11 protein-coding genes are annotated in these 15,503 nt (G+C 66.4%); 10 read left to right on the forward strand and 1 reads right to left on the reverse strand.

The genetic code is table 11. From position 1 onward, the window contains the following. The first annotated feature begins 6 nt into the window (after positions 1-6). The 10 genes from AB4Z44_RS05290 to AB4Z44_RS05335 all read left to right on the forward strand — a co-directional run bounded on the left by AB4Z44_RS05290 (position 7) and on the right by AB4Z44_RS05335 (position 14,562). Positions 7-753 carry a hypothetical protein gene (locus AB4Z44_RS05290; protein ID WP_404713024.1) on the forward strand — a complete coding sequence of 249 codons (747 nt, stop codon included), beginning with the start codon at positions 7-9 and terminating at the stop codon, positions 751-753. After that, positions 737-2,254, forward strand: a complete 1,518-nt coding sequence (locus AB4Z44_RS05295; RefSeq protein ID WP_404713025.1) for a F0F1 ATP synthase subunit alpha — start codon at positions 737-739, stop codon at positions 2,252-2,254. The genes AB4Z44_RS05290 and AB4Z44_RS05295 overlap by 17 nt, the downstream gene beginning before the upstream one ends. Next, positions 2,251-3,099, forward strand: a complete 849-nt coding sequence (locus AB4Z44_RS05300) for a F0F1 ATP synthase subunit gamma (protein ID WP_404713026.1) — start codon at positions 2,251-2,253, stop codon at positions 3,097-3,099. Before AB4Z44_RS05295 ends, AB4Z44_RS05300 begins: the two co-directional genes overlap by 4 nt. Positions 3,100-4,044: 945 nt before the next feature. Continuing rightward, complete coding sequence (locus AB4Z44_RS05305; protein WP_404713027.1) at positions 4,045-4,443, forward strand: diacylglycerol kinase family protein; 399 nt, start codon at positions 4,045-4,047, stop codon at positions 4,441-4,443. A 48-nt stretch (positions 4,444-4,491) separates the two neighbouring features. Then, on the forward strand, positions 4,492-4,932 hold the full coding sequence (locus AB4Z44_RS05310; RefSeq protein WP_404713028.1) for a diacylglycerol/lipid kinase family protein: 441 nt from the start codon (positions 4,492-4,494) through the stop codon (positions 4,930-4,932). Beyond that, entirely contained in the window at positions 4,932-5,114 is a 183-nt protein-coding gene (locus AB4Z44_RS05315) for a DUF4169 family protein (RefSeq protein ID WP_404713029.1), read from the forward strand. The genes AB4Z44_RS05310 and AB4Z44_RS05315 overlap by 1 nt, the downstream gene beginning before the upstream one ends. Positions 5,115-5,212: 98 nt before the next feature. Then, positions 5,213-6,574 carry a multiheme c-type cytochrome gene (locus tag AB4Z44_RS05320; RefSeq protein ID WP_404713030.1) on the forward strand — a complete coding sequence of 454 codons (1,362 nt, stop codon included), beginning with the start codon at positions 5,213-5,215 and terminating at the stop codon, positions 6,572-6,574. Further along, positions 6,571-8,544 carry a heme-binding protein gene (locus tag AB4Z44_RS05325; protein WP_404713031.1) on the forward strand — a complete coding sequence of 658 codons (1,974 nt, stop codon included), beginning with the start codon at positions 6,571-6,573 and terminating at the stop codon, positions 8,542-8,544. The genes AB4Z44_RS05320 and AB4Z44_RS05325 overlap by 4 nt, the downstream gene beginning before the upstream one ends. Before the next feature lie 196 nt (positions 8,545-8,740). After that, positions 8,741-10,498 carry a hypothetical protein gene (locus tag AB4Z44_RS05330; protein WP_404714355.1) on the forward strand — a complete coding sequence of 586 codons (1,758 nt, stop codon included), beginning with the start codon at positions 8,741-8,743 and terminating at the stop codon, positions 10,496-10,498. An 80-nt stretch (positions 10,499-10,578) separates the two neighbouring features. Beyond that, positions 10,579-14,562, forward strand: coding sequence for a multiheme c-type cytochrome (locus AB4Z44_RS05335; protein ID WP_404713032.1), 3,984 nt, complete (start codon positions 10,579-10,581; stop codon positions 14,560-14,562). Positions 14,563-14,664: 102 nt separating this feature from the next. On the opposite strand, the gene AB4Z44_RS05340 is transcribed toward AB4Z44_RS05335, so the two are convergent. Next, a complete protein-coding gene (locus tag AB4Z44_RS05340; RefSeq protein ID WP_404713033.1) occupies positions 14,665-15,489 on the reverse strand; it encodes a phosphodiesterase in 825 nt (274 codons plus the stop codon). Positions 15,490-15,503: the final 14 nt, after the last annotated feature.

The following is a 15,503-nucleotide window of genomic DNA, read 5'->3' on the forward strand; positions in this document are numbered from 1 at the left end:
GAAAACGTGCGTATCAACTGGTGGACGCTCGCGCTTCAGACGATCAACGTCCTTGTCCTCGTGTGGCTGTTGAGCCGCTTCCTGTACAAGCCGATCGTCGCCGCGATCGCGGCGCGGCAGGCAGCCGTCGACAAGCTGCTCGCCGATGCCGAGACGGCCAAGGCCAACGCGACGACACAAGAAGCGGCGTTGAAGGCGAGCAACGATGCCTTCGCGGCCGACGTCGAGTGCCGCCGCGCCGAGGCGCAGGCGAGCGCCGAGGCCGATCGCGCGAAGCTGCTCGACCAGGCCAAGCAGGAGGTCGCCGATCTCCATAAACAGGCGGAGGCGGCCGCCGATGAGGAGGGTACACGCAGGGGTGCCGCGCTGGAGGCCGAGGCGGCTGTGCTCGCCGGACAGATGGCGGAGAAGCTGCTGGCGCGCCTGCCGGCGAAAGCTGTCACGGAAGCAATGTTCCAGGCACTCGTCGATCGTCTCGGGAAACTGTCGGACGAAGATCGTCGTCGCCTCGCATCGAGCCCGCTACAGGTTATCACGGCCAAGGCGCTCGGCGAGGATGAAGCACGATATGGCAAGGCATTGACGGCGGCGCTGCCGGGCCTGGCGAATCCGGCATTCGTCGTGGACCCAGCGCTGATCGAGGGGTTCGAACTTCGGAATGCCGAGTTGGTGCTGCGCAACAGCTGGCGTGCCGATCTCGATGATCTCCTGCACGGCCTGCAGGAAGGGGAGACCCATGTCGGGATCGGCTGAGGACTGGCTCGCCCGGGCCGGTGCGCGGATAGACGCCGTCGTGCTGGAGCCACGGCTCCAGCACGTGGGTCGCGTCGAATTGATCGGGGATGGTGTGGCGCTGATCTCCGGACTCGCCGACGCCCGCCTCGACGAACTGCTCCATTTTGCCGGGGGCCAGTCGGGGTTCGTGCAGACGCTCGATCGCGACAGGGTCGGCTGTGTGCTGCTCGACGATGGCGAGGCGGTGAAGGCGGGCGACCAGGTTGCGGGCACCGGCGAGGTCGTGCGCGTCGCCGTCGGCAAGAGCCTGCTTGGGCGGATCGTCGATCCGCTCGGCCGGCCGCTCGATGGGGGCGCGGAGATCGCCGACGAAGGCCGCGAACCCGTCGAACGCGCCGCTCCGGGAATAATCGACCGCGACCTCGTCATCCAGCCGGTGCAGACGGGCACGCTCGTCATCGATGCCCTGTTCGCCATCGGGCGCGGGCAGCGCGAGCTCCTCCTCGGCGACCGCGCGACCGGCAAAACAGCGTTGGCGGTCGATGCGATCATCAACCAGCGATCGAGCGACATCATCTGCGTCTATGTTGCGATTGGCCAGAAATCATCGAGCGTCGCGCGTGTCATCGATCAGGTCCGCCGCCACGGGGCGGCCGAGCGCTGCATCTTCGTGGTCGCAAGCCCGGCGGGGGCGCCCGGTCTGCAATGGATCGCCCCCTTCGCCGGCATGACGATCGGCGAATGGTTCCGCGACCGCGGCCAGCATGTGCTCATCGTGCTCGACGATCTCACCAAGCACGCCGCCACGCACCGCGAGATCGCGCTCCTTACCGGCCAGCCGCCGGGGCGCGAGGCCTATCCGGGCGACGTGTTCTTTCTCCACTCGCGCCTGCTCGAACGCGCCGCCAAATTGTCACCGGCGCTCGGCGGGGGCTCCCTGACCGCACTGCCGATTGCCGAGACCGATGCAGGCAACCTCAGCGCTTACATCCCGACCAACCTGATCTCGATCACCGATGGCCAGATCGTGTTCGATGCCAGGCTGTTCGCCGAAGGGCACAAGCCGGCGGTGGATGTCGGCACCAGCGTCAGCCGCGTCGGCGGCAAGACCCAGGCGAAGGCGCTGCGTGACGCCACCGGGACGCTGCGGCTCGAATATGCGCAGTTCCTTGAGCTCGAAATGTTCACCCGCTTCGGCGAGCAGCCCGACCCGCGCGTCAAGGCCCAGATCGAACGCGGTCGCCGCTTGCGCGCACTGCTCCGCCAGCCGCAGTTCCAGCCGCTGCGCGCGGCGGACCAGACGGCGCTCGCTTTGGCGCTGGGCGGGGGCTTGTTCGATGCCGGCCCGGCAACGGCGATTTCGGCGATACGATCGGCATTGCCGGCCTGGCTCGACGCCCATGTGCCGGATCTCATCACGGCGATCGACGCGGGTGACCGGATCGATGACACGCAACGCAAGGCGCTGCTCGCGGCCGTTCGAGCGCTGGTCGACGGTCTCCCGAAAGCCGCGGCATGACCGAGCGGCTGGCTGATGTCAGTCAGCGGATCGGCACCACGCGACAGCTTGGCGCGGTGGTGAACGCGATGCGGGGCATCGCGGGCGCGCGCGCCCAGCAGAGCCGGGCACTGCTCCCGGCGGTGCGCGCTTTTGCCGAGATTGCCGCGCGCGCCATCGGGCAAGCGCGGTTGTTGGAGGCTCCGGGAACGGCCGCCGCATCCCGGACGCAAGCGACGGGTAAGCCCGGCCTGTTGGTGTTCGGGGCGGAGCAGGGCTTCGCCGGCGCCTTCGTCGAGCAGGTGCTCGATGCGGCGGAGGCCGGCTTCGGCGACGCCCACGTCTTCCTCGTCGGCACGCGATCGGCCGTGCTCGCCGCCCAGCGGCAACTCGCCGTCGACTGGCACGGCGAGTTGCCGAGCCGTGCAAGTGCGATACCCGATACCGCGACCCTGATCGTCGATGCCCTCTACGCCTATCTCGGGCAGGCCGGCGCGGTGCCGATCGCGATGGTCTATCCGGTCTGGACCGTCGGCCGTGGCGTCGCCGTCACCCGCCGCGCCCTCCTGCCCTTCGACCCGAAAGCCTTTCCGGTCGCGGCGGGCACGGCTGGCCCGCTCACCAACCTCCCGGCGGCGGATCTCATCGCGCGGCTGGGCCAGGAATATGTGTTCGCCCAGGTCTGCGAGGCGGCGCTGGAAGCGTTCGCTGCCGAGAATGAGGCGCGCATGGCGACGATGGCGGCGGCCAAGACCAATATCGATAGCAAGCTGACAACGCTGCAAGCATTGGAACGCCGCATCCGCCAGGAGGAAGTCACTGCCGAAGTGGTCGAGCTTGCCGCGGGAGCCCGTGCCCGCAATTGATCTACGCGCGGAGGGAAAACCTGAACTGAACGAAGGGCAGCTTTTTTCGATTTTCTTCCTATCGCTGCCCGCCCGCCAACGGTCAGTCTTATCCGCTATCTGACCTCGCTTTGATCAGATTCGGAACGTCCGGTGTTCGGTCGGGAGCCGCCGTTCGCGGCTCAACACGGGAATGACGGCAACGTCTCACATGCGGCCGTTCGCTCCTATCAATAGTAGGATAATTCTCATCGGCCTCGCCAAATCGAGATGCCGAAAATAAGCGCTTGCTGATGCAATAAAATTGCCCATTTCTGTGCAAGTCGAAAGCCCGGTAGCTTCCGCTCAGCGATAAGGCCGATCGTTCACCGACAGAGCGTTGTTTTGAATTGGCGACCATGGGTGGGCCGAGCGGACCCGCGCCCGCCCATCACCCCGCCGATATACAAGCAGGTCCTTCTCGCCAGGATGCGCGCAAGCTCAGATCTGGTCCACCCGATGCCGCCCGTCCCGTAACAGGCGGTCGTCGGCGCACAGGGTCGGGTGGCCGTTGTCGAAAAAGAAGAATTGGGCGCGGCGGGAGGAGCTTGAGAATGAAAGTCCGCTCAATTCCGGGTAAAATGGCGGCGCGGGACGATCCGGATGGAAGAGCCCGCCTGCTCTTTGACATGTGAATTTTCGAACGATCGGCGCCCTGTTCCGCGGATTTTCGTCCCTGTTCCGTCGCCCTGATCTTTCCCTGTTCCGTGCGACAGGGAAAGCGACACAGGATTGCGCGGATTGTCGCGGCTTCTCAGCGATATGGGCGCTGGCGCAACCGGTGGCGCGCACGGCCCGCGCAATCGAAAAACCGGAATTTTCCCTGTTCTTTGCAATTAACAGGGAAATAACAGGGAAAATGGCGTGCCCGGGGCAGGCCTCCGACCCGCTACGGCACCGAAATGGCCCGGCCCGCGTTAGGATGCTGTGACCACCACAGCCCCCCGCCGCGCCGCCCTCATCGTCAACGCCAAATCGCGCCGGGGGCAGAAGGCCTTTGCCGAGGCGCGCCGGCTGCTCCAGGAGGCGGGCTTCACCCTCGTCATCTGCAAGGCGCTCAAGAATCCCGAACGGCTCGAGCGCGAAGTGAAGAAGGCGGTGGGGACTGGCGTGCCGCTGGTGATCGTCGGCGGTGGCGACGGATCGATCTCCTCCTCGGTCGACCATCTCGTCGACAAGGATACGGTGTTCGCCCTGCTGCCGCTCGGCACCGCCAACAGCTTCGCGCGCACGCTCGGCATCCCGCTCGACGTCGCCGGCGCGGTGCGGGTGATCGCCGAGGGCCAGACCAGCCTGATCGATCTCGGCATGATCGACGGCGATTAATTCGCCAATTGCGCCGCGATCGGCATTGCGCCGCTGATCGCCGAGACGGTGCCGCACGGTCTCAAGAAATGGTTCGGTCGGCCGGGCTATCTCGGCTGGGCGGCGGTCCAGATGGCGCGCTACAAGCCGTTCGGGCTGACGGTCACCGATGCCGCCGGCAAGAGCACGACGATGGACGCGCTGGAGGTGCGGATCGCGAACGGCGCTTATCATGGCGGCTCGGAACTGGTGCGAACCGCCGTCGACGATGGCGACATCGTGATCCAGGCGATCGAAGGCACGTGGCGCACCAAATTGCTGTGGAGCTGGGGGCTGAGCCTGATCGGGCCCGATCATGTGCGCGGATCGGTGCGCGAGTTCCGCGGCAAGGAATTCCGGATCGAGACCGATCCGCCCTTGCCGATCTCGATCGATGGCGAACTGCTGGCCGAAACGCCGGTGACGGCGAAGCTGGCGCGGCGCGTGATGCACATGATAGTGCCCGCCTGATGGGAGACGTCGTCAACCTGCGCCGTGCCCGCAAGGCCAAAGCGCGTGATGCCGCTGCGCAGGCGGCGGCCGAGAATCGTGCCCGCCACGGGCAGGCCAAGAGCGTTCGCGAAATCGATCGGCGGGAGGCGGCGCGGGAGGCGCATCGCCTCGAGGGGCATCGTCTGACCGACTCCGAATAGTCGCGTCCAGCGACTTATTTGCACATTGCGTTCGCGGTTCGCTTTTACGCGGGGGCCGATATCGCTATCGGGGCCGTGAAGCAGGGGTAAGGGGCGGCGTGAAACGGCATTGGGGGCAGCGCTGGGGTGTGGGCGCAGCCGCGTGTCTGCTGCTGATGCTGCTCGTCCTCGGCCAGCGCGCGCCTGCGGCCAATTCGGCCGTGGGCACACATCTGGGCGTAGCCTCCTGCGCCGGATCGACCTGCCATGGCCGCCAGGAGCCGACCGGCGCGATCGTCCGCCAGGACGAGATATCGCTGTGGCAGAATGCCGCCAGCCAGGCGGGCGCGCATAGCCGGGCCTGGGCGGTGCTGGGCGGGGCGCGGGGACGCGCGATCGCGGCCCGGCTCGATCTGGGCGATCCGCAGAGCGCGCCTTTGTGCCTGGGCTGCCATGCCGATCCGGCGCCGGTGCGCGGGCCGGCCTGGCGCGTGTCGGACGGGGTCGGGTGCGAGGCCTGCCATGGGGCGGCGAGCGCGCCCTGGCTGGCGAGCCATCGCGCGACCGGCGCCACCCATGCGTCGAACATCGCCAACGGCCTCTATCCGATCGACCAGCCGAAGGCGCGCGCGACGCGCTGCCTCGATTGCCACCTCGGCAGCGGGCGCGACGGGCAGTGGGTCGATCACCGCATCATGGCGGCGGGCCATCCGCGGATTTCGTTCGAGCTCGAGCTGTTCAGCGCGCTCGAGCAGCATTGGAACGAGGATGGCGATTATGCCCAGCGCAAGGCGCGATCCGCGCCGGTGCGGCTGTGGGCGGTCGGGCAGGCCGCGGCGCTGGAGCGCGCGCTGACCGTCTATGCGGGGCCGCGCGGGCAGCAGGGGGTCTTTCCCGATCTCGCCTTCTTCGATTGCCATGCCTGTCACCGCCGCATCGGCGACCAGCCCGATTTCAAGCCGAGCGCGCTCGCCAATCCGGGGCGCCCGTTGCCGCCGGGGTCGCCGCCTTTTCAGGACGAAAATATCATCATGCTTTCCGCCGCGGCCAAGGTCGCTTCGCCCGCATTGGCCGCGCGCTTCGATCGCGATGCGCGGGCATTCCATCTCGCCATGGCGCAGGGCCGCCCCCAGACCGTGGCCGCCGCCGGGACGCTCAGGGCCAGCACGCGCGCGCTGGGCGATGTCTTTGCCGCGCGTACCTTCTCGACCGCCGATACGTTTGCGGTGATCGATGCCGTCGCGGCCGGGGCTGCGGCGCGCTACACCGATTACGAGGCGAGCGCGCAGGCGGTGATGGCGCTCGACAGCCTGCTCAATTCGCTGGTGAAGCAGGGCGCGCTGCCCGCCGCGCGGGCGGCTTCGATGCGTGGGTCGATCGATGCGGCCTATCGCGCGGTGCGCGATCCCAATCTCTACCAGCCGCTCGAATTCCAGAGCGCGATGGCCAGGGCCGCCGCGGCGATCCGGGGGCTCCGGTGAGAAGCCGTCCCATCATCGCATGGGTCGCAGGACTGTCGCTGCTGCTCGCCTCGTGCGGCGGGGGCGGGGGCTCGGGCACCGCGACCAACACCAGCACCGGCACGACCACGACCACCGGCGGCAACTACACCGCGCCGGCGCAGGAAGCCCTCACCGCCGCCGATGTCGGCCAGGTGATCGCGCAGGCGGCGACCGAGGCGAAGGCGCGCGGGCTGCCGTCCGTCATCGCGGTGAGCGATCGGGTCGGCAATGTCCTCGCGGTCTTCCAGATGAACGGCGCGCGCGCGACCGCGACGATCCCGACGCCGCCATCGGGCGTCAATCTCGATGCGCAGGGCGTGACCTTCCCCGCGGCCGCGGGGGCGATCGCCAAGGCGATCACGGCGGCCTACCTTTCCAGCGGGGGCAATGCCTTCACCACGCGCACCGCATCGCAGATCGTGCAGCCCGAATTCCCGCCGACGCCCGCCGCGGTAGGGCTGGAGAGCGGGCCGCTCTTCGGGGTCCAGTTCAGCCAATTGCCCTGCTCGGACCTGTCCGCACGCTACAATGCGGCGGGTGGGGCGGGGGCGCTGATCGGGCCCAAGCGTTCGCCGCTCGGCCTGGCGGCCGATCCGGGGGGCATCCCGCTCTACAAGAATGGCGTGCTGGTCGGCGGGATCGGGGTGATGGGGGACGGGGTCTATGGCCTCGATCCCGATCAATCGAATGTCGATGTCGATGACGAGGAATATATCGCGCTGGCGGGCACCACCGGCTTCGCCGCACCCGATACGATCACCGCCGACAAGATCAGCGTCGACGGCACGACCTTGCGCTTCATCGACGCGACCGCGGCGGGGCTGAAATCCAGTCCGGCATCGGCACCGGCTTTCGCCAACGTCGCCGCCAGCCTCGGCCAGCTCGTGCCCGTGCGGGGTTACTATGCCGAGACCGGCACGCCCGCCTTGCTCGCCGGGCAGCCGCTCGGCAGCGAGGCGTCGGGCATACGCGCGTCGACCAGCGCCGAATTCTCGATCAGCGATGCCTTCGTGCTGACCAACGGCGCTGGCGCGAACCGCTTTCCGATCGTGGCCGCGACCGACGGCGGCGACGTCGCCCAGCCGCTGACCGCAGCCGAGGTGCGCGCGACCTTGGAGGAAGCGTTCAAGATCATGACGCGCGCCCGCGCCCAGATCCGCCGGCCGCTCGACAGCCGCGCGCAGGTGTCGATCGCGGTGGTCGACACGCGCGGGGTGCCGCTGGGCCTGGTGCGGGCGCCCGACGCTCCCATCTTCGGCACCGACGTGGCGCTGCAGAAGGCGCGGACGGCGGCCTTCTTCTCGGGGAACAAGGCCGGAAGCGATCTGAGCGCTTCGGGCAGTTCGGACGTGCGTGGCTTCGTCGCAGCCGCGCGTGGCTTCCTCAGCGATCCGAACGCGCTGACCGGCCAGTTTGCCTTTACCGATCGTGCCGGCGGCAATCTGTCGCGGCCCTATTTCCCCGACGGTCAGGTGGGCCAGCCGAACGGGCCTTTCTCGCGCCCGATCAGCCAGTTCAGCCCCTTTTCGACCGGGCTCCAGTCGGCTCTGATCATCGGCAATATCGGCGCGCACCTCAATTACGTCTCCGGTGCCAGCGCCACCGATACGCCGCAGCGCTGCACCGATCTTCCCACCACGGCCGGGACCGCCCGCATCCAGAACGGCATCCAGATCTTCCCCGGATCGGTGCCGATCTATCGCGGCAGCGTGCTGGTCGGCGGGATCGGCGTGTCGGGCGACGGCATCGACCAGGACGACATGATCTCGTTCCTGGGCCTCTACAATTCGGGACTCCGGGTGGGCTCGATCGCAAATGCGCCCGCGGCGATCCGCGCCGACCAGATCGTGGTGCACATGCCCGCGGCCGATGTGCGGCTGCGCTACATCAGCTGCCCGTTCGCCCCCTTCCTCGATACGAGCGACCAGGATGTCTGTTCGGGCAAGTAGGCCTGTCCTGGCGTTGACGCTGATGCTGGCGGCGCCTGCGCATGCGGGCGGGCTCGCTGCGGCTGATCCCGTGCGTGATGCTGTAACCACAGGCGCGGCGCGCCCAAAGGGATCGGATGTGCCGGTACCGCTGCCTGAGGCGCAGCTTGAGTCAGCGCCGCCTGCCATCGACCACAAGGCGCTCGAACCGCAGGCGATGACGCCGAGCGCGCCGGTGACAGACCGCCGCCGGCCAGGCATCCGGCCCAGCCTCCCACCTGCCGAGACGATCCTCGTCGATCCGTCCGCCGTGCGCGCGCCGCCGCCCGAAGCCTTCCCGCAGGACGAGATCCCGGTCCCCGATCGCTGGCGGCTGATGACGACGCTGTGTCGCGACAAGAATTTCGTCGCCGCGCAGGCGGTGTGCCGCTCGCCGCTCGACCCCTATCACCAGAGCATGTTGAAGGGCGACCGGCCGATCGATCACCGCAAGATCCCGTTCCCGATCAAGGGCGACGACTGGTTCCTTTCGCTCGGCGCGATCTCCGACACGGTGGTCGAGCCGCGATCCTTCCCGACGCCGATCGGGGTGCAGACCAGCGATCGGCCGGGCAGCCTCGATACGTTCGGGCGCTCGTCCAGCCTGGCGCTGTCGCAGACCGTGATCGCGAGCATGGCGCTGATCAAGGGCTCGACTGCGTTCATGCCGCCCGTGATCGAGTATCGGCTGACGCTGGCCTACAACTACAATTACACCAACGTCAGCGAGAAGCGGATCCTGTCGGTCAGGCCGACCGATCCGACGCACCGCACCGACAGCTTCGTCGGCGTGCAGGAGGCGTTCGTCGATTATCACCTGCGCAACGTTTCGGACCGCTACGATTTCAATTCCGTCCGGGTCGGTATCCAGCCGTTCCAGGCCGATTTCCGCGGCTTCCTGTTCAACGACAATCAGCTCGGCATTCGCTTCTTCGGCAATCGCGACAATAACCGCTTCCAGTATAATCTCGCGGTGTTTCGCCGACTGGAGAAGGATACGAACAGCGGATTGAACGACTTAGGCCAGACTCCTCGCAAGGATTATGTCTTCCTGGCCAATCTCTACCGCCAGGATCTGCCGGTGCCGGGCTTCACCTCGCAGGTGCTGGTGGCGTGGAACCGCAACCGCGAGGGCGGGGAGATCCATGTCGATCATAACGGCTTCCCGGTGCGCCCGGCCTTGCTCGGCGATTTGCGCGGGCACGATTACGACGTGGTCTATCTCGGCTATAACGGCGACGGGCATTTCGGCCGGCTCAACCTGACGGTGTCGACCTATGGTGCGCTCGGCCATGACAGCCATAATTTCCTGACCAGCCAGCCGGCGCGTATCCGCGCCTTCTTCGCCGCAGCCGAGCCATCCTATGACTTCAACTGGATCCGCCTGCGCGGGTCTTTGCTCTATGCCAGCGGGGACGGCAATCCCTATGACCGCACCGAAACCGGATTCGATGCCATATTGGAGAACCCTATCTTCGCTGGGGCCGACACGAGCTACTGGATCCGCCAATCGATCCCCTTTGCCGGCGGTGGCCGGGCGATCGCGATCAACGGGCGCAACGGCATCCTCAATTCGCTGCGGTCGTCGAAGGATGAGGGGCAATCCAACTTCATCAATCCGGGAACCGTGCTGGCCGGCGCGGGCGCGGATTTCGATCTGCTGCCGACATTACGGGTATCGGCCAATATCAATCATTTGTGGTTCGATACGACGAGTGTGTTGCAGGTTCTGCGGGTCGAGGGGAGCATCCCCAAATCGATCGGCTGGGATTATTCGGCGGCTGTGATCTGGCGGCCACGCATGACGCAGAACATCGTGTTTCGGCTGTCGGGCGCGGTGCTGGACGCGGGATCGGGCTTCCGTGACCTCTTCACCCAGTCGAACGGATCGGGGCGTTATTATTCGGTGCTGTTCAACACGGTGCTGAGCTTCTGATGCGCTGGCCCCGCATCCTTGACCGGCGCACTGAACTCGGTTCAGGGTCCACCGGACGGCCAGCGCTGGTGGCCCGGTGGATGCTGAAACGAGTTCAGCATGACGGGGTGGCGAGGCTGGCGATCCTGACTCCCCTCCTGATGCTGATAGCCATACCGGGTCGATTGATCGCCTCCGAGGGCGAAAAACCCCAGGCGGTCACCTACGCCGCGACGCCGCCAGCCCCGCAATCCCAGACCCCTGAACAGGCCAAGGCCAAAAGTGCCGGCTGCATCTCCTGCCACTCTGCCTCCGACGCGTGGACGATGCACAAGAGCGAGGCGGTCGTGCTGGGTTGCGTCGATTGCCATGGCGGCAATGCCGGCGTTTTCGCGCAGGCCGGGCTGAAGAAGGACGACCCCGCTTATGTCGCCGCACGCGACAGGGCGCATGTGCTGCCGCGCTATCCGCATGCCTGGAACTGGCCGAGCTCGGCCAATCCCAAGCGCAGCTACACCCTGCTGAACCGCGAGGCGCCCGAATTCATCCGCTTCGTGAACCCGTCCGATTACCGCGTCGCGCGCGCGTCATGCGGCGCGTGCCATCTGGAGATCATCGAGGCGTCCGAGCGCTCGCTCATGTCGACCGGCGCGATGCTGTGGGGCGGGGCGGCCTATAATAACGGCATCCTCCCCTACAAGAGTTACGTTACCGGCGAAGCCTATACGAAAAGCGGCGATCCGGCGAAATTGCTCTCGCCGGGTAATCCTCCGGGCACGGTGACGCCGCAACAGGCGGCGCGCGGGGCGCTGCCGGCGCTCTATCCACTGCCGACCTGGCAGACGGTGCCCCCGGGCGATATCTTCCGCGTGTTCGAGCGCGGCGGGCGTACGATCGGGACGCAATTTCCCGAAATCGGCCTGCCCAATCCCAGCGGCAGCATCCAGCGGCTGGAGGAAGATGGCCGGCCCGATCTCAAGCAGTCCAATCGCGGGCCGGGCACAGGATTGCGTGTCGCGATCCCCGTGCTCAACATCCACAAGACCCGGCTCAACGACCCCTATCTGTGGTTCCAGGGCACCAATGATCAGCCGGGCGACTATCGCCAGTCGGGCTGCGCGGGCTGCCATGTCGTCTATGCCAATGATCGCGATCCCAAGCACAGCCTGACCTGGGCGCCCTATGGCCGCGACGGGCAGACGGGCACGCTCGATCCGACCATATCGGGCCTGATGCAGAAGGCCGCGAGCGATCTCCATGGCGTGCCGGCCGGGCATCCGATCACCGGCGAGAAGGAAAGCGGCCACCCGATCGAGCATGCCTTCACCCGCGCCATTCCGACCGCGCAGTGCATGGTCTGCCACATGCATCAGCCAAACATCTTCCTGAATTCCTATCTCGGCTACACGATGTGGGATTATGAATCCGATGCACCGCTGATGTGGCCGGAAAAGCAGAAATATCCGACGGCCGCCGAAGTCCGCGAAGTCGAGGATCGCAACCCCGAAGGCGCCAGCCCGCGCGGCAAGTGGAGCGACGTGGACTTCCTCCGGCACGTCTATGACGATGTGAATCCGAAGGCGAAGGATACCCAATTCGCCGACTATCACGGCCATGGCTGGAACTTCCGCGCGATCTACAAGCGCGATCGCGAGGGCAATCTGCTCGATGCGGAGGGCGAGGTGGTCGCGTCCGATGATCCCGAGAAGTTCAAGAAGGCGGGCATGCCGGCCTTCGCGCCGGTTGGCCAGCAGGCGGGCAAGGCGGTCCATCTGATGGACATCCATGCCGAGAAGGGAATGCAGTGCGCCGATTGCCACTTCGCGCAGGATGCCCACGGCAACGGCCTGATTTACGGTGAAGTGGCCAACGCGGTCGAGATCGGATGCAAGGATTGCCACGGCACCGCCGACGCATTCCCGAACCTGCGCACCTCGGGCCCGGCGGCGCGTCCGGGCGGGACCGATCTGTCGCTGCTTCGCAATTCCGACGGCAAGCGCCGCTTCGAATGGAGCACGGGCGCCGCCGGCGAGCGCATCCTGATCCAGCGCTCGATCGTCGACCCCAAGATCGAATGGCGGGTGTCGCTCGTCCGCAATTCGGTCGATCGCTCGCTGCCCGAATTCAACGCCAAGGCGGCGCGGGCCAAGTTGATGGGCAAAGCCGGCGTCGAGACCGGCAACTTCGCCTTCGGGCCGGGGGTCAAGGCGGGCGACCGCGCGCACGATCCCGACAAGATGGCCTGCTTCACCTGCCACCTGTCGTGGACCACGTCGTGCGGCGGCTGCCATCTGCCGATCGAAGCGAACTGGAAGACCAAGTCGCACCATTTCGGCAAGGAGGGCGAGGAGGAAACGCGCAACTTCGCGACCTACAATCCGCAGGTGGCGCGCGACGACATGTTCCAGCTCGGGCTGCACATGACGACCAAAGGCAATGAGATCGCGCCGATCCGATCGACCTCGGCGCTAATATTGTCGTCGACGAACATCAATCGCGAGCGGATCTATGTCCAGCAGCCGCCCATCTCGGCGATCGGCTTCTCGAGCCAGGCCTTCGCTCCGCATTTCCCGCACACGGTGCGGACGACCGAGACGAAGACCTGTTCGGACTGCCATCTGTCGGCCGCGAACGACAATAATGCGATCATGGCGCAGCTTATGCTGCTCGGCACCGGCAGCGTGAACTTCGTCGGGATGAACGCCTGGCTCGGGCTGGAAGGTGGGATCGAGGCGGTGCGGGTGACCGAGTGGCAGGAGCCGCAGGCGGTGATCGGGTCCTACCTGCAGAAATATGCCTATCCCGATTATTACCGGCTGCATGTCGATCGCAACAAGCGCGAGCTGATCAATTGGAATCGCGGTCGCATCCTCGACAAAAAGGGCTCGGGCGAGCGCGATCCGGTCGAGCCGTTCCGAAATATCGTCCAGGGCGGCGGCCTTGCCGGCTGCATCCAGATGCGCGGCGAATATATGTTCGTGGCCGAAGGCACGCGCGGCTTCCGCGCCTATGATGTCGCCTCGATCGCGAACAAAGGCTTCTCCGAGAAGATCGTGACAGCGCCTTTCTCGCCGCTCTCCAACAGCACGCATGTCGCGAGCAGCAACGCAACCTGCATGGCGCTGCCGACCAACCAGCCGATCAATCCGCTGCGCAACACGCCCGCGATGCGCGCGATGAACCAGGAGCAGGCGTTCGATCCGATCTACCATTATGCGGCGGTGACCGATGCGAAGGAGGGCCTGATCCTCGTCAATGTCGACACGCTGGCCGACGGCGATCCGCGCAACAATGTCTTCAAGCGCGCGGTGACGTGGAATCCGGGCAATGTGCTGGCGGGCGCGCGCCACATCACGTTGGCGGGCCACGTCGCCTATATCGCGGCGGAGGCGGGGCTGGTCGTGGTGGATCTCGCCGATCCGCTGCAGCCGAAGCTGGCCGCGACCGTATCGTTGCCGGGTGCCCGGGCGAGCGCGATCCAGTTCCGCTATCTGTGGGTGACGACCGCCGAGGGGCTGCGCGTGCTGGATATTACGCACATGCTCAAGCCCCGGCTGCTGCCGGCGTTGGTGCCGCTCGCGGATGCGCGGCGCGTCTATGTGGCGCGCACTTATGCCTATGTCGCGGCGGGCAAGGACGGGCTGGTGATCGTCAACGTCACCAACCCCGAGGCGCCGCTGGTCTATGCCAGGGAGACGTTCGGCGGGCAGATGACCGATGCGTCCGACGTGATCGTCGGTTCGACCAACGCCTCGCTCTTCGCTTATGTCGCCGACGGCAAGGCCGGGATGAAGGTGATCCAGCTGACGTCGCCGGCGAGCCAGCCCAATTTCTACGGTTTTTCGCCGGCACCGAAGCCCGAACTGATCGCATGGGCGAAGACACCGACTCCGGCGCGCGCCATATCGCGCGGGCTCGATCGTGATCGCGGTGTGGATGAGACGGGCGGACAAATCGCCGTGTTCGGACGGCTGGGATCGCGCCCCTTCACCCGGCCCGAAATGGAGCGCTTCTTCCTCAATTCACGCGGCGTGCCGTGGAAGGTGAGCGATGCGGCGGATTTGAAGGATTGGGCTCCCCGATAGTCTCGTCAATCCCGCGCAGGCGGGAATCCCTGTTCTCCGAAATGTGAGAGTCAGGGGCGGATCGGAGTTTATGGATTCCCGCCTGCGCGGGATTGGGATAGCTTATCGTTCCGGCACGCCCTTCAGCTCCGCAACCACCGGCCCCGGCGGGGCGCCAAAATGGGTGATCAACCGCTCGCCGGTCCAGCGATGGATCGCGAAGCCCGGTTCGCCCTCCAATATCGTTAGATGCCCGTTTTCGGGATGCGCCGGATCGGCCGGCGTGAAATCGAGACCGACTTCAGGCGCGCTCGAAGGGCAGATCGTCAACGCCAACCCCTGCCAAGGCAGGCTGATCGGCCGATGGACATGGCCCGCCAGCAACGCGACAATGTTGTCATGGCCACGGATCGTGTCCGCGAGCAGGGCGATCCAGGGCGCGGCGGGATCGGGGTCCATCCAGGCGATTCCAACCTCCACCGGAGGGTGATGCAGGATGATGATTGTCGGCCGATCGGGCTGTTCGGCCAGCCGATCGGCCAGCCATTGCGCGCGCGCAGCGCAGAAGGCGCCGCCATGCCGGTTCTCGTCGAGCGTATCGAGCACCAGGCAGCGCAGCGGCCCGTTTTCGATCGCATATTGAACGAAACCGTCGGCATCGGGTGCGTCCGGAATCGCGCCGCGAAACGGTGCGCGCCGATCGTGATTGCCGAGCGCGTAGTAAGACGGGAAGGGGAGGCGTGCGAGCGTGCTCTCGAGCCGGCGGTAGGATGCTTCGTCGCCATGCTCTGTCAGGTCACCGCTGGCGATCAGCAGATCCGGTGCCGGGTTTAGCCCCGCCAGCGTATCGATTATCCGCTCGAGCCTCAGCAGATTGGGTTCATCGGCCCGGTCACCCGAAAAGCCGATATGCAGGTCGGTGATCTGCGCGATCAGCATCGAGCCCATGTTCTCCCCTCGCA

The organism is Sphingomonas sp. MMS24-J13 (assembly GCF_044905095.1).
In the GTDB taxonomy this organism is placed as follows: Bacteria; Pseudomonadota; Alphaproteobacteria; order Sphingomonadales; family Sphingomonadaceae; genus Sphingomonas_I.

What these genes read in the sequence shown, in the direction of transcription:
- AB4Z44_RS05300 (WP_404713026.1), top strand. Translation starts at nt 2,251, where the DNA reads ATGACCGAGCGGCTGGCTGATGTCAGTCAGCGGATCGGCACCACGCGA.
- AB4Z44_RS05330 (WP_404714355.1), top strand. Translation starts at nt 8,741, where the DNA reads ATGACGCCGAGCGCGCCGGTGACAGACCGCCGCCGGCCAGGCATCCGG.
- AB4Z44_RS05340 (WP_404713033.1), bottom strand. Translation starts at nt 15,489, where the DNA reads ATGGGCTCGATGCTGATCGCGCAGATCACCGACCTGCATATCGGCTTT.
- AB4Z44_RS05315 (WP_404713029.1), top strand. Translation starts at nt 4,932, where the DNA reads ATGGGAGACGTCGTCAACCTGCGCCGTGCCCGCAAGGCCAAAGCGCGT.
- AB4Z44_RS05335 (WP_404713032.1), top strand. Translation starts at nt 10,579, where the DNA reads ATGCTGAAACGAGTTCAGCATGACGGGGTGGCGAGGCTGGCGATCCTG.
- AB4Z44_RS05295 (WP_404713025.1), top strand. Translation starts at nt 737, where the DNA reads ATGTCGGGATCGGCTGAGGACTGGCTCGCCCGGGCCGGTGCGCGGATA.